This is a genomic window from Candidatus Palauibacter sp., assembly GCF_965213655.1.
In the GTDB taxonomy this organism is placed as follows: Bacteria; Gemmatimonadota; Gemmatimonadetes; order Palauibacterales; family Palauibacteraceae; genus Palauibacter.
This window is the reverse complement of the sequence record NZ_CBDBZT010000003.1, coordinates 2,908,046-2,921,648: the sequence shown is the minus strand read 5'-3', so window position 1 is coordinate 2,921,648 and position 13,603 is coordinate 2,908,046. Positions and strand designations below refer to the sequence as shown.

Here is a 13,603-nt window from a genome sequence, read left to right as displayed (position 1 = left end):
GCCGTGGACCCCCGGCAACTGGCCGGCCCGGCGGCGGACATCGCCCGCGAGATCGTCTCCGGCGAAGTGGATTACTGGCGGAGCGAGATCTCTCGACCCTGGCGCACGGGACGGCCCGGGCACTGGGCGGAGGTGGGACGCTGGATCGGGACGGGCCTCGCGGTCGGGGCAGCCGTGTGGGGCGTGATGGCCGCCGTCCAGGCCGAGCGCCTCCGAGACTGAGGCGCCGCGGCTCGCCGTCAGCTCCCCGGCAGAGTGAGGACGATCTCGATCCGGCGGTTCCGCGCGCGTCCGTCCTCCGTCTCGTTACTCGCGATCGGGCGTTCCTCGCCAAGGCCGGTTGCCTCGACCCGCGAGGACGGAATGGGCACGCGAGCGAGCAGGTGCTCGCGCACTGCGATGGCCCGCCGCTGACTCAACGACTGATTCCCGCGCGTCCCTCCCTGCGAGTCGGTGTGTCCCTCGATCCGCAGGGTAGCCCCCGGAAAGGTCGTGATGACGCGCTGAACCTTGGTGAGCAGCGGATACAGCGCCTCGTCGATCTCGGCCCGGGAGGGCTCGAAGGTGAGGCCGAAGAGACGGAGGACGAGCCGGTCTCCGCTGAGCAGCACTTCACCCTCCGCAGGGGTGAACAGGCCCTGAACTTCGCGCAGCCGCGCCTCCCGCTCGCGCACCGCGAGTAGTTCGTCTCGGGCTCCGGTGAAGCGCCGTTCGAACTCGGACAGGCGGGCCTCCAGCGTGGCCACGCGGGTGTCGAATTCGGAAGCCCGCGCTCGTTCGCCCGCCAACTCGATGCCCAGCCGCTCATTGTCCGCCCGGAGGCGGGAGATCTCACCCGCAATGCGGGCGGTCGTTTCGCCGGGGTTGCTATGGAGGGCCTCCACGTCCGCGGCCTCGGCGAGGCGAGCCAGGTCCGCCTCGTGCTCGTCGATCAATCGCTCTACCGACACCTCGCGCCGACGCACGCTGTCGAACAGGGCGGCGATGTGGTGCGCGCGGGAGAAAGCGGCGAGCGCCGCTTCTCCGGCCCGCGCCGGCCCGTCGGTCGCAGCATTGTCCGCGATGTCCGCTTCCCCGCTCGCCAGCTGCGCCTCTCCCGCCGCGAACGCACTCGGGGCCAGCTCGCTCGCGCCGGCGTTCATTGCGGCGGCCCGCGCCTGAATCGCGGCTCCCAGAAACTGGTCGCGCCGCGCGGAGCGGGTCGCCCGCCGATAGAGCAGCGTCGCACGATCCCCTCGCGCGGTAGCGTCCTCGAGATCCTCGCGCTCCAACCGGCGGCCGGCCCCTTCGAGTTCAGCCTCGGCTCTCGCCCACCCTTCGGCCGCGCGCGTTTCGGCCTCGGAAGTGCGGGCTTCCTCCCGGGCGGCGAGCGCCGCCAGGACGTGCGGCCGGCCCGCGCTCCCGATCCGCTCCGCCGCCTCGAGCCAGCGCTCGGTTTCGCCCAGCAACTCCTCGAACCGGGCATCCCGCCGGCCATCCGCGAGGCGGCGGGTCGCGTCTTCCATCCGGTCCTCAGCCTCCTCGAATGCAGACGGCGCGAGGAGGTGAATGACGTTCTCGCGCGCCTGGTCGAGGCGAGCTTCGAGAGCCTGCAACCGACCGGCACCTTCCTGGGCGAGGGCCGGATCCGGGCACAGGACACATGACGCGACCAGTACAGCCCCGAGAAGTCCTCGGAGCCCCCATGGGCCCGCCTGCCACGGCCGCGGTCGGGCCGGGAGCCTGTACCTGACAAACGCCATGTTCTCCGTGCTCTTCCTCGTCGGCAACCGGGCGAATCCCGCATGAATCCAATGCACGATACAAAGGCAAACGCCGGATGTCTGCACATGGGAAGATCGACAGCCCCCGACGGGGCGGAAGCGGTGCGCCGGGCACCTTTCAATCTCACTCACGGAACGCCAGATTGGGCCTCCCTTCGAGAACGTATTTACCCAGGGGGATCCCTTCATGAAACCACTTGTCGACGAGGTTCAGCAGGGCCCTGACGGCTCGCACGCAGCGGGCGACGAGCGGCCGGGCGGCGGGGGCCACGGAAACAGCAGGATTCCGCCTCCCGTCAACGAACCTGTCTACGACTATGCGCCGGGCAGTCCCGAACGGGCCGCCCTCAAGGAAGAGCTGTTCCGCCAGCAGGGCGAGGTCGTCGAAATCCCGCTGATCATCGGCGGGCGCGAGGTGCGAACATCGAAGACGTTCGACGTGACGATGCCGCACAACCACAGCCACACGCTGGCTCGCTGTCACATCGCCGGGGCCGCCGAGGCACAGGCCGCCATCGATGCCTCGCGCGCGGCTTGGGCGGAGTGGTCGAACTGGGCCTGGGAGGACCGCGCCGAGATTCTCCTCCGCGCCGCGGAGCTGCTCGCCGGCCCCTGGAGGATGAAGCTCAACGCGGCAACGATGCTCGGACAGAGCAAGACCTCGATCCAGGCCGAGATCGACTCCGCGTGCGAGATCGTGGATTTCTGGCGCTTCAACTCCTTCTTCGCGGGACGCGTGCACGCGGAGCAGCCCATCTCCGGGCCGGGCGTGCGGAACCGTATGGACCACCGCCCTCTCGAGGGGTTTGTCTACGCCATCAGCCCGTTCAACTTCACGGCAATCGGCGCGAACCTGACCACATCTCCGGCACTGATGGGGAACGTCGCGATCTGGAAGCCTTCGACCACCGGCGTGCTCGGTTCCTACTACGTGATGAGACTCCTCGAGGCGGCAGGTCTCCCTCCGGGCGTGATCAACTTCATCCCGGGCGTGGCGTCGGAGATCAGCGACATCCTGCTTTCGAGCCCGGAACTCGGGGGCATCCACTTCACCGGTTCGACCGGCACCTTCCAGCATCTCTGGAAGTCCGTCGCGCAGAACGTGGAGAACTATCGTGCCTATCCGAGACTCGTCGGCGAGACGGGCGGGAAGGATTTCATCCTCGCACACGAGAGCGCGGACCCGCAGGCGCTCGCGGTCGCGATCGTGCAAGGCGGCTTCGAGTACCAGGGACAGAAGTGCTCGGCGACATCCCGCGTGTACGTGCCCGACAACATGTGGGAGGAGGTACGGGACCGGACCGTCGCGATGACCGAGGAACTCCGCATGGGCGATCCGGCGGACTTCCGGAACTTCCTCGCCGCCGTGATCGATCGGCCGGCGTTCGACAACATCAAGTCGTACATCGACTATGCGCGTGCGTCGGACGATGCGCGCATCCTCGCCGGCGGGGGCTGCGATGACAGCCGGGGCTACTTCATCGAACCCACCCTGGTCGAAGTGGACGATCCCGGGCACAAACTGATGTGCGAGGAGATCTTCGGGCCCGTGGTCACCCTGCACTCGTACCGCGCCTCGGAGTGGGAAGCCACGCTTTCCGTCGTCGACGGCACGTCGCCGTACGCGCTCACGGGCGCGGTGTTCGCGCGCGATCCGGCGGCCGTTCGAAGCGCGGGCACGGCGCTCCGGAATTCGGCGGGGAACTACTACATCAACGACAAGCCATCCGGCGCGGTGGTCGGCCAGCAGCCCTTCGGCGGCGGTCGCGCGAGCGGTACGAACGACAAGGCCGGATCCGTCCTGAACCTCGTGCGCTGGGTCTCTCCCCGCACGATCAAGGAGACCTTCGATCCACCCACCGACTACCGGTATCCCTTCATGGAGGCCGAGTGAAGAGCGGCGGATTGCGGGCGGATCCCATGACTCGGCGTCTCGCGCTCGCGGGGCTGATGGTTGTCGCGGGCGCGGCGGCGGGTTGCGACCGCGGCCCCGAGGCAACGATACGGGAGGTGCTGGAGGGAGAGACCTTTCTGACCGTCGACGGTGCCCAGATCACGCTCGCGGGGGGGACGGCGACCGGCAACGGGAACGTGCGGTACGAACTCCTCCTCACGGCCGAGGGCGACCTCGACTTCGATTCGGATGCCGATGCGGCCGCAGTCCTCGTGGCGGACCAGGGACGGGAACGCTTCCTCACCGTGCACGCCCTTCTGAGAGACGGCGACGAAATTGCGGACGTTTCGGCGCGGCTGATCGGAGATCGGATCGAAGTGCACCGGCTGGATATTTCCGAAGGTCTGGTCCGGGTGGATGTCACCGTTCGCAGGCAGCGCGACCCGGTCACGGTGACCCCGTCGGTGGACCTGACCCGGCACCTCGCGCTCACGGACCGGGGGCTTACTCCCATTGTCCTCGTCGATGTCGTCGACGGGGAAGACCCGCCGGCCGGCGACGTCGAAGTCGGGAACGGAACGACGGAGGCGATGCCCGCGCTGCACACGCGCGAATGGGAACTCGAATCGTTCGACAGCGGGGACTGGAGCGCGGACCTGCGCGCACCCGATGGACCGGTGACGCTCAGATTCCTGGCGGAGCTTCGTGACGCCGGAACTGTCACCGGGCAGTTGGCGGGATTCGCGGGCTGCAACCGGATCTTCGGGAGTTTCCGGACGTATGAAGCGGAGGCCCTGCGATTCTTCGGTCTGGCGGCCACGCGGAAGATCTGTGGAGAACGGGCGGCCGACTTCGAGCAGCGCTTCCTCGAAGCACTGCGTTCCGTCAGAGCGTTCCAGGTCGCGGGCGACCGGCTGACACTCGCGCTCGCGGGGGGTGCGATTCGCTTCCGGGCCGGGGGGTGGCTGGTCCGGCGCACACCGAGCGCGAGCCCGCGTCCGCCGGACGCGAGTTCTCCGGACGCGAGTTCAATGTAGATTCACGGTATGCCCCCGGGTGGCTGACCCGGTCCGGGCGGGAGAGGTGCCGCGCCATGGGACGTTTCACGGACGAGGAACTGCAGCGGAAGGTACAGGAAGGGTTCATCGTCGAGTCCGAAGAGGACATGACGGAGACCTACAAGCGGGCGCTCATCACGCAACTCACCGTGCAGGGCGACACGGAACTGATCAGCGCGCCGGCCTACTTCATGGCCGCCCGCGACGCTCCCTCCACCAACACGATGGTCTCGGCCACGGCGATCATTCAGGACGAACTCGGGCACGCGAACATCGCCTACCGCCTGCTCGAGGATCTCGGCGTGGACCGCCACTGGCTGCTGTACGAGCGGGAACCCGCCCACTTCAAGCACCCATACGGCTTCGACCAGCCACTCGTGAACTGGGGCGACCTGGTGTCGGCGAACGCGCTTTACGACCGGGCCGGGATCACCCTGCTGGGCGACGTACACCGCAACACGAGCTACGGGCCGCTCAAGCGGGGGCTCGTCAAAGTGAGCATGGAGGAGAACTTCCATCTGCGACACGGGGAGGTCTGGATCCGCCGTTTTGCCGAGACCGGGGGCGCCGCGAAGGAAACCGTTCAGAGGACGCTGGACTGGATGTTTCCGATGGGCGTGGAGTGGTTCGGCATGCCGGACGACCGGAAGCACCACAACGCCCAACTCGACTTTCGCCTCAAGGGCATGACAAACGACCAACTCCGGCAGACCTGGCTCAAGGCCGTGGTGCCGCTGTGCGAGGAGTTGGGTTACGACCTTCCGGCGCAGTACGACCCCGATACGGACGAAGTGGAGCTGACCTACGAGCTTCCCTGCCAGTACGACCCCGAGGCGCAGCGCTGGCTCTTCGACGAGACGATCACCTGGAAGCAGGTGTTCGAGCGCTGGAAGGCCCGCGGTCCGATGAACGAGCAGTACGTCGATTCGCTGCGGAGAAGTCGATTCGCGGTCGAGCGCCTGCTTGCGGCATGAAGACCGGCGGCCCGGCTCGCGCCGTGGCGCGCCCGCGATACCTCCCGAGGTACGAGGCCGGCATGAATTTCGGCGCCGTCCTGCGGGAGACGAAGGGCGGGCGCGAACTGCCGCCCCCTCCCGCGTTCCCCGAACCGGCCACGGATCTCGCCGAACAGGCGCGCAGGGCGCTCTACGAGGTCGCGGACCCCGAGTTTCCGATCTCGATCGTCGACCTGGGGCTCGTACGCGGGATCGAGGGGAACGAGAAGGCCGGGTCCGTCACCGTTCACCTCACGTTCACGGCCACGGCCTGCCCCTGCATGGATTTCATCGAATGGGACGTGCGGCAGCGCCTGCTGGAGATGGACGGGATCCGGGAGGTCGAGATCGTGACCGGGTGGGATCCTCCGTGGACGACGGCCGCCATCTCCGAGCGCGGACGGGCCCTCCTGCGCTCCGTCGGAGTCGTCACGTGAGCCACAACGTGAGCCATACCGGACGCGTGTACGAGGTGTTTGCGCGCAAGAAGAGAGCGGACCACTTCGAGCACGTGGGCGCGGTGTCCGCACCCAACGAGCAACTGGCGCGCGTCTACGCGTGGCAGACGTACGACGAAGCGAAGTGGTTCGAGATGACGGTCGCCCCGCGAGATTCGTTCGCCGCGGTGAATCGGCGGCAGGCCCCGTTCACGCTCGGCGGGCGGGCGGGACGCACCGCGGCGGATTCGTGATGGCGGAGAGCGGCTTCCGCTCGGCGGCGGACCTTCCGACTGATGTCTCGGGACACCTCGGCAGCCTCATCCTCGCCCTCGCCGACAACAAGCGACTGCTCGGCATCCGCTACTCGGACTGGATTCTCGGGGCCCCCTCCGTGGAGGCCGGTATCGCCTGCTCCGCGATGGCGCAGGATGAGTGGGGGCACGCCCGCATCCTCTACGCGATGCTGCGCGACTTCGGACACGACCCCTCCGCCCTCGAGCACGAGCGCGGGTCCGACGCGTACCACAGTTCGGAACTGCTGGACCGGGACGTCGCTTCGTGGGAGGATTTTCTTGCCCTCAACTTCCTGTGGGACACCGCACTCTCGGTCCAGTTCGAGATGCTGATCGAGAGCCGCTACGAGCCGATCCACTACAAGGTACGCAAGCTGCTGGAAGAAGAACGCTTCCACTTCGATCACGGGCAGGGGTGGACCTCGCGTCTGTTGAGCGCCGAGGGCGGCCGGAGGGCGCTGGCTGAAGCCTTCGGAGCTGCCTGGAACGCATGCCTGTGCTGGTTTGGAGCCGAGGACGACCCGATCATTTCGACGCTCGCCAGGCACGGAATCGTGAGCGGGGGGGCCGCCGGGGCGCGGGCGCGCTGGCTCGAACGTGTGGGGTCGCTCGCTTCGGAGGTGGGGCTCGCCCGCGCAGCCGACGCCGGGTGGGTAAGCTGCGGCGAACCGGCCTGGGAAGGCTACCACGCTCGGCGGCGGCGCGCGGCCGGGGGCGGACCCGATGAAGACTCCCTCGCACGGGTTCGGGGCGACCGCAACCGCACCCTCCTTCTGGACTGAACCGTGGTCGACGACGCGAAACCCGAGGCCCCGGCGGGGAGGTCGACGCTCGACGACCCCGTCGAGTCGTCCGCCATGCCGGCGTCGATCCCCTGCCCCTTTTGTGGTTCGAACGATTCCGAACCGTTCGCCGCCTTCGGGGGACAGGCGTCGACGGCTCAGTACTACTGCAACGCGTGCCGGACCGTGTTCGAGGCCGTGAGGTGGCGCTGAGCTGGTATCGCGCGGCTCCCGGGGGCGGCATCGTGCGAATCCGTACCCAGCCGCGCGCAAGTCGCACCGAAGTTGCGGGCGCCCATGGAGAGACCCTTCGCATTCGCGTCGCCGCCGCGCCCGTGGACGGCGCCGCGAACCGCGCCCTGCTCAAGTTCCTCGCGCGGCGACTCCGCCTCCCCCGCTCCGACATCGAGATTCGCGCCGGCCATGCGGGGCGCGTCAAGTCGGTATGGGTCCGGGACCTGGATGAACGCACCGCGGCGCAGGCTCTTCTGTCCGAGCCGTGACATCCCCTCCCGCGCGGGAGCCCGGGCTCTATCAGGGGCGAGTGCCGCCACTCGCCCCCTTTGCGAGCGCACTGGCCGCGTACGCGGCAGGCGAATCCGATCCCGGACTGCGGCTTCGCAGCAGCCTCGGGGAAGACGAAACGCTGCCGGTCGGATTCTTCTTTCGGACCCCGGATCAATGGATGGACTTCGAGCGGCACGCCATCGACCTTTGCCGCGGCCGGGTGCTCGATCTCGGAGCCGGCGCGGGGCCGCACACGCTCGCTCTGGAGGCTATGGGACGGTCCGTCGTCGCAGTGGAGGGTTCGGCCGAGATTGTGCGCCTGCTGCGGCAGCGCGGCGCCGCGTCGGTCGTACACGCCGATTTCCGCCACTGGTGGCGCCCGGGATTCGATACGGTCCTCATGCTCATGAACGGCCTGGGACCGGTGGGAACGCTGCGGGGTCTCGACCGTTTCCTCGCGCACGCCCCCCGGCTCCTGGCTCCGGACGGACAGATCCTCGTCGACGGCGCGGAGGCCGTGATTCGCGGACCCCCGGCGCCGGCGTCCTGGCCACCGCCCGGCAACTACCCCGGCGAGGCCTGGCTCGAACTCTCGCATGCGGGCCGGATCGGCCGACCCTTCCGCGAGTTGTACGTCGATCTCGAAACGCTCGCGCGCCGCGCCGCAGGTGCCGATTGGCGATTGGAGGTGGCGTTCGAGGGCGGGAACGGGGCCTGGCTCGCCCGCCTCACGAGACCAGCCTGACGTACCGGGATCACCGTCGGGGGCTCCAGGCCGTCTGCAACCATTCCACCGATCCCGGAGTCGAAGTACCAGCAGGCGGAAACTTTCTCTCCTTTCTGTCGTACCATGGGGGTACAGATCGCGACCGCCGATTTCGAGGAGGGATGAATCATGGACAGATTGTCGAAGTGGGCGACCACAGGCTCTCTGGCTTGGCTGGTGATGGCGGTGGGGCTGGTCCTGGGCACGCACAGCGGGTCCGTGCGGGGCGCGCAGGCGGCCGGGCCGGCGGAAACCCCGGCAACCGGAACGTGTCCGGAGATCACCGCTGTTACGGCCCCCGCGACTGTGGCTTTTACTGCCGACCCGAGGTCCTGAGCGGGGCTGGATTGCACGCCGCGACGCCGGCCGGGCCGGGTCCGAACCGGGACCCGGCCCTTTTTTTTGTTCAGGCACCCGGCACCTCTCTGAGCGCCCATTCGGAATCGCCCGTCAGCGCGTAGTTTCCCCGGATGCCGGAACGAGAGCGTCTGGATTTCATCCGTCAGATCGTCGCCGAGGATGTCCTGAGCGGGCGGCACGGAGGGCGCGTGCTCACGCGCTTCCCGCCCGAACCCAACGGCTTCCTTCATGTGGGCCACGCCTCCGCCATCTGCCTCGACTTCGAGGTGGCGCGGGAGTACGGCGGCCGGACGACGCTGCGCATGGACGACACGAACCCGACGACGGAGGACCCGTCCTACGTCGAGGCGATCGCGCGGGATATCCGCTGGCTGGGGTTCGAGTGGGAAGGCGAGATCCGCTACGCGTCGGACTACTTCGAGGCGCTCTACCGGATGGCGCTGCGAATGATCGAGGATGGTTTCGCCTACGTCGACAGCCTGTCCGAGGAGGAGATCCGTGCGCACCGGGGTTCGGTGCGCGAACCCAGCCGGCCCAGTCCGTACCGCAATCGCTCGACGGAGGAGAGCCTGGATCTCTTCCGGCGCATGCGCGCCGGCGAGTTCGACGATGGAGAACACGTCCTCCGCGCCCGGATCGACCTCGCGTCGTCGAATATGAAGCTGCGCGACCCGCTGATGTATCGAATCCGGCACGCGCACCACTACCGGACGGGCGACGAGTGGCCCATCTACCCCTTCTACGACTGGGCTCACGGCCAGTCTGACGCGATCGAGGGGATCACGCATTCATTCTGCACGCTCGAGTTCAAGGACAACCGCGCGCTCTACGACTGGTTCATCGAGCACACGCGCCCCGCCGCGGCCCGCATCGACCAGGTACCGGGGGCGGAGGGAGGCGGCGGAGAGGCGCTCGGTTCCTGGGACCCGCGGCCCCGCCAGTACGAGTTCGCGCGCCGCAATCTCGACTACACGATCGTCAGCAAGCGGAAGCTCCTCCTGCTCGTGGAGGATGATCACGTGTCGGGTTGGGATGACCCGCGCATGCCCACGCTGGCCGGTTTTCGGCGCCGCGGCATCCCTCCGGACGCGGTTCGTACTTTCTGCAGGCAGGTCGGGATCGGCAAGGCCGACAACCGGGTGGAGATCGCGACGCTCGAATGGGCCGTGCGCGAGGCGCTGAACAAGCGAGCGCCGCGCGTGCTGGCGGTGCTGCGTCCCCTCGAGGTCATCATCGAGAACTGTCCGGACGGCGAGGTGGACCGGATCGAAGCCCCATACTTCCCGCGCGGCGCCGATACGCCGCCTGAAGGGTGGCCGGAGACGCGGAAGATCCCGTTCACCCGAATCCTGTACATCGATCGGGAGGACTTCGCGGAGGACCCGGCCCCGGGCTTTCGCAGGCTAGCCCCCGGACGCGAGGTGCGCCTGCGACACGGCTACTTCATCACGTGCCGCGCCGTGGAGAAGGACGACGCCGGACAGATCGTACGCCTGCGTTGCACGTACGATCCGGAGACGCGAAGCGGATCGGCGCCCGACGGGCGTCGGCCGGCGGGGACCATCCACTGGGTGTCCGCGACGGAGTCGGTGTCGATGGAGGTGCGCCTCTACGACCGTCTGTTCCGCGTCTCGAACCCGGCTGGAGGCGCCGACGGCCTCCGGGAGAGCCTCAACCCGGACTCGCTGAAGGTCCTGACCGACGCGCGCGGCGAGCCGAGTCTGGCCGACGACCCGCCCGAGACGGCCTATCAGTTCGAGCGCCTGGGCTATTTCGTCCCGGACCGGGCCACGAGAGCCGCGGCCACGACCGGCGACGCGGGCGGCGAGGCCGTGGCCGGCGGCCCGCTCGTCTTCAACCGAACGGTGACCCTCCGTGACGCCTGGAGCCGGCGCGCGAAGTCGGACGGTGCCCGGGACGCCGACTCCGGCGAGGCGCGGACCGGGGCGGAAGACAGGTCGACGAGGCCCGAAATCCCCGGGGTCGACTCGGCGCGGGAAGCCCGCGATACGGCGAGGCGCGCCGACCCGGCGCTCCAGGGGGCCTTCGACCGCTTTCGGGTTGCGCTGGGTCTGCCGGAAGAACTCGCCGATCTGCTCAGTGGTTCGGCTGAATCCGCGCATTATTATGAACGGGCGATCCGCGGGGGGGTGGATTCGGCCGCCGTCGCGACCTGGCTCGTGCACGAGGTCCGCGGGGCCGGGGGCAGCGAAGGCGACGCGGGCGCTCTCGAGCCGGAGGCGCTGGCCGAGCTTGTGGATCTCGTTCTCGAGCGCTCGATCTCGCGGGCGGTCGCGAAGTCGCTGTTGGCGCGACTCGTGGAAGCCGGGGGCAGCCCTCGGGAGATGGTCGAGCGCGAGGGGCTGGGCCGGATCGGGGATGCAGAGCAGATTCGCGAGGTCGTGCACGGTGTCGTGGCGGCCCACCCGACCGAGGTGGCGCGCTACGCCGCCGGGCACACCGGCCTCGCCGGTTTTTTTGTCGGTCAGGTCATGCGCGCCACGCACGGACGCGCGGACCCGGCCATCGTGAGAGAACTCCTCGAGGAGAGTCTCAATGACGCTACGTGAAGCGGCACTTCGATCGCGCGGGCCGATTCGTCACGGCATTCTGGCGTTCGCGCTGTGGGGGCTGTGGCCGACCACAGCCGTACAGGCGCAGGATCCGGTACCCGCAGACAGCGTGATCTCGCTGGGCGAACTGATCGTCTCGGCGCTGCGCTCGCCGACCTCGGTGGGAGAGGTGCCCGTCAACGTGACGACAGTCACGCGGGAGGAGCTGCGCCTCTCGGCCGCCCAGACGCTGCAGGACGTGCTGCAGGAAGTCCCCGGCCTCAACTTCCGCTTCCCGTTCCAGGCCGGGGTCGCGCATCCCTCCTGGCAGGCTGTCACGCTGCGCGGATTGGGGGGCACGGCGGCCAGCCGCACGCTCGTGCTCGTCGATGGCGTGCCGCTGAACGACCCCTACTTCGGCTGGGTGCGCTGGAGCCAGGTCCCGGTCGAGGTGATCGAGCGCATCGAGATCGTCCGCGGCGGAGCCACGGTCAGCTGGGGCAGCCAGAGCCTGGCGGGCGTCGTCCATGTGATCACGCGCTCGGGTGGGGCGGGCGGGTTCTCCGCCGGGCTGCAGGGAGGGAGCCAGTCCACCTTCCGCGGTGATGCGATGGCGTCCTTCGGCGACGACCGTGTCGGCGGCTACGTCGCCGGCGAGTTCTTCGACAGCGATGGCTACATCGTCACGGAACCCGGCCTGCGCGGCCCGGTGGACATTCCGTCCGCATCGAGCCACGGCGCCCTGCGCGCCAAGGTCGAGTTCCAGGCCGGGGACCGTCTTCGTATCCACGCCCAGGGGAACTACTTCGACCAGGACAAGGACAACGCGACGCCCCTCCGCAACAACACCACCGAAGCGGGATTCGGGCAGGTCGGGGCCACGTTGACCGGGAACGATGGGTCCGCACTCACCTTCAATGCGTACATGCAGTCGCAGTCGTACGTGAACTCCTTCTCCAGCGTGGACGGCGCGCGCGGCAGCGAGCAGCCGTCGATCAGCCAGGATGTCCCGTCTTCCGGGGTCGGGGCGAACGTCGTGTGGCAGAAGCCCGGACTCGGCGCGCACGACGTGACGCTGGGCACCGATCTCCTGAGCGCGACCGGCGACGCGACCGAGAACTACCTCTTCAACGACGGTGCATTTACGAGGCAGCGGGAGACCGGCGGCGACCAGACGCTGTACGGATTCTTCGTCCAGGACCGGATCCAGGCCGGTGACCGGTGGCAGTTGTACGGCGGGCTCCGACTCGACCTGTGGCGGAACTCTTCCGGTGTCCGGCACATCTTCGAGATCGCCGACCGGAACGTCCTCACCGACGATGCCTTCGAGAACCGCAGCGGCACGCAGCTGAGCCACAACCTCGGGTTCATGCACGAGGCGTCGGACGCCGTCGCGATTCGGGGCAGCTTCTACAGCGGGCTTCGCGTCCCCACCCTCAACGAGCTGTACAAGCCGTTCAGGGCGGCGGGGAACGTCGTCAACGAGTCCAACGAGGCGCTCGATCCCGAGCGGGTCCTCGGCGCCGAGCTTGGCCTCGATCTGCAGCCCGATCCGTCCATGCTGATCCGGCTCACCGGGTTCTGGGCGCGTGTGAACGACGCGATCACCGACGTCACGATCCAGGAGGCCGAGACCTCCGGCGTCATCCAGCCCTGCGGCTTCGTCGCGGCCGGTGGCGTGTGCCGTCGCCGAGACAACGTGGGGACGCTGCGCAGCGTCGGACTCGAAACCGAGGTTGAGGTACGGCCGGCGGGGGCCTGGTTGCTGGCGCTGAACCACCAGTACAACCCGACGGAGGTCACCGAGGCGCCAGGCCGGCCGGATCTGATCGGCAACGAGGTGCAGGGGAGCCCGACGCACCGCGCGATGCTGCGGGTCGGGCACACCGACCCGTCCACGCTCGAGGTGGTCGCTACCGGCCGCTATCTGGGCGCCCGGTTCGACAACGACCTCAACACGGGCGAGATCGCGGCCTCATTCCTGCTGGATATCCGGCTTCGCCGCCAGCTGACGAGCCGGCTGAGCGCGTTCGCGAGCGTGCAGAACATCTTCGACACGGTCGCCGAGATGTCACACGACGCGAACGGCTTCATTCGCGTGGCGGCGCCCCGCACCCTCGTCGGGGGCCTGCGGGTGCGGCTCGGCGGCTAAGCCGCCGGCCTGGGCGGCGCCGACCGAGCGACCGGGCGCGA

The 13,603-nt window shown here is 68.7% G+C and carries 13 protein-coding genes; 12 read left to right on the top strand and 1 reads right to left on the bottom strand.

Annotated elements, in window-relative coordinates; all coding sequences use genetic code 11:
- Positions 1 to 3 precede the first annotated feature (3 nt).
- Positions 4 to 222, top strand: coding sequence for a hypothetical protein (locus ACOOGH_RS15060; RefSeq protein WP_420449695.1), 219 nt, complete (start codon positions 4 to 6; stop codon positions 220 to 222).
- A 17-nt stretch (positions 223 to 239) separates the two neighbouring features.
- On the opposite strand, the gene ACOOGH_RS15055 is transcribed toward ACOOGH_RS15060, so the two are convergent.
- Complete coding sequence (locus tag ACOOGH_RS15055; RefSeq protein ID WP_420449694.1) at positions 240 to 1,505, bottom strand: OmpA family protein; 1,266 nt, start codon at positions 1,503 to 1,505, stop codon at positions 240 to 242.
- Between the two features lie 445 nt (positions 1,506 to 1,950).
- Here ACOOGH_RS15055 and pruA point away from each other — a divergent pair, with 445 nt between their 5' ends.
- The 11 genes from pruA to ACOOGH_RS15000 all read left to right on the top strand — a co-directional run bounded on the left by pruA (position 1,951) and on the right by ACOOGH_RS15000 (position 13,562).
- Positions 1,951 to 3,657: an L-glutamate gamma-semialdehyde dehydrogenase gene (gene pruA / locus ACOOGH_RS15050; protein WP_420449693.1), complete on the top strand. Its 1,707-nt coding sequence runs from the start codon at positions 1,951 to 1,953 to the stop codon at positions 3,655 to 3,657.
- Positions 3,654 to 4,694 carry an META domain-containing protein gene (locus tag ACOOGH_RS15045; protein ID WP_420449692.1) on the top strand — a complete coding sequence of 347 codons (1,041 nt, stop codon included), beginning with the start codon at positions 3,654 to 3,656 and terminating at the stop codon, positions 4,692 to 4,694. Before pruA ends, ACOOGH_RS15045 begins: the two co-directional genes overlap by 4 nt.
- Positions 4,695 to 4,750: 56 nt before the next feature.
- Positions 4,751 to 5,689 (top strand): Phenylacetic acid catabolic protein, encoded by a 939-nt coding sequence (locus tag ACOOGH_RS15040; RefSeq protein WP_420449691.1) that lies wholly within the window; start codon positions 4,751 to 4,753, stop codon positions 5,687 to 5,689.
- Positions 5,690 to 5,751: 62 nt separating this feature from the next.
- Positions 5,752 to 6,147 (top strand): metal-sulfur cluster assembly factor, encoded by a 396-nt coding sequence (locus tag ACOOGH_RS15035; RefSeq protein ID WP_420449690.1) that lies wholly within the window; start codon positions 5,752 to 5,754, stop codon positions 6,145 to 6,147.
- Positions 6,144 to 6,401 (top strand): hypothetical protein, encoded by a 258-nt coding sequence (locus ACOOGH_RS15030; protein WP_420449689.1) that lies wholly within the window; start codon positions 6,144 to 6,146, stop codon positions 6,399 to 6,401. Before ACOOGH_RS15035 ends, ACOOGH_RS15030 begins: the two co-directional genes overlap by 4 nt.
- Positions 6,401 to 7,225, top strand: a complete 825-nt coding sequence (locus ACOOGH_RS15025) for a Phenylacetic acid catabolic protein (protein ID WP_420449688.1) — start codon at positions 6,401 to 6,403, stop codon at positions 7,223 to 7,225. Before ACOOGH_RS15030 ends, ACOOGH_RS15025 begins: the two co-directional genes overlap by 1 nt.
- Before the next feature lie 75 nt (positions 7,226 to 7,300).
- Positions 7,301 to 7,438 (top strand): hypothetical protein, encoded by a 138-nt coding sequence (locus ACOOGH_RS15020; protein ID WP_420450145.1) that lies wholly within the window; start codon positions 7,301 to 7,303, stop codon positions 7,436 to 7,438.
- On the top strand, positions 7,402 to 7,728 hold the full coding sequence (locus ACOOGH_RS15015; RefSeq protein WP_420449687.1) for a DUF167 domain-containing protein: 327 nt from the start codon (positions 7,402 to 7,404) through the stop codon (positions 7,726 to 7,728). The genes ACOOGH_RS15020 and ACOOGH_RS15015 overlap by 37 nt, the downstream gene beginning before the upstream one ends.
- Positions 7,725 to 8,477, top strand: a complete 753-nt coding sequence (locus ACOOGH_RS15010; protein ID WP_420449686.1) for a class I SAM-dependent methyltransferase — start codon at positions 7,725 to 7,727, stop codon at positions 8,475 to 8,477. The genes ACOOGH_RS15015 and ACOOGH_RS15010 overlap by 4 nt, the downstream gene beginning before the upstream one ends.
- A 491-nt stretch (positions 8,478 to 8,968) precedes the next feature.
- Positions 8,969 to 11,428: a glutamine--tRNA ligase/YqeY domain fusion protein gene (locus tag ACOOGH_RS15005; RefSeq protein WP_420449685.1), complete on the top strand. Its 2,460-nt coding sequence runs from the start codon at positions 8,969 to 8,971 to the stop codon at positions 11,426 to 11,428.
- On the top strand, positions 11,415 to 13,562 hold the full coding sequence (locus ACOOGH_RS15000) for a TonB-dependent receptor (RefSeq protein WP_420449684.1): 2,148 nt from the start codon (positions 11,415 to 11,417) through the stop codon (positions 13,560 to 13,562). Before ACOOGH_RS15005 ends, ACOOGH_RS15000 begins: the two co-directional genes overlap by 14 nt.
- The last annotated feature ends 41 nt before the right edge of the window (positions 13,563 to 13,603 follow it).

Bases quoted from the DNA above. Each gene is read 5' to 3' on its own strand.
- ACOOGH_RS15055 (WP_420449694.1), bottom strand. From the start codon at position 1,505: ATGGAAGACGCGACCCGCCGCCTCGCGGATGGCCGGCGGGATGCCCGG.
- ACOOGH_RS15040 (WP_420449691.1), top strand. From the start codon at position 4,751: ATGGGACGTTTCACGGACGAGGAACTGCAGCGGAAGGTACAGGAAGGG.
- ACOOGH_RS15035 (WP_420449690.1), top strand. From the start codon at position 5,752: ATGAATTTCGGCGCCGTCCTGCGGGAGACGAAGGGCGGGCGCGAACTG.
- ACOOGH_RS15005 (WP_420449685.1), top strand. From the start codon at position 8,969: ATGCCGGAACGAGAGCGTCTGGATTTCATCCGTCAGATCGTCGCCGAG.
- ACOOGH_RS15000 (WP_420449684.1), top strand. From the start codon at position 11,415: ATGACGCTACGTGAAGCGGCACTTCGATCGCGCGGGCCGATTCGTCAC.
- ACOOGH_RS15020 (WP_420450145.1), top strand. From the start codon at position 7,301: ATGCCGGCGTCGATCCCCTGCCCCTTTTGTGGTTCGAACGATTCCGAA.
- ACOOGH_RS15025 (WP_420449688.1), top strand. From the start codon at position 6,401: ATGGCGGAGAGCGGCTTCCGCTCGGCGGCGGACCTTCCGACTGATGTC.
- pruA (WP_420449693.1), top strand. From the start codon at position 1,951: ATGAAACCACTTGTCGACGAGGTTCAGCAGGGCCCTGACGGCTCGCAC.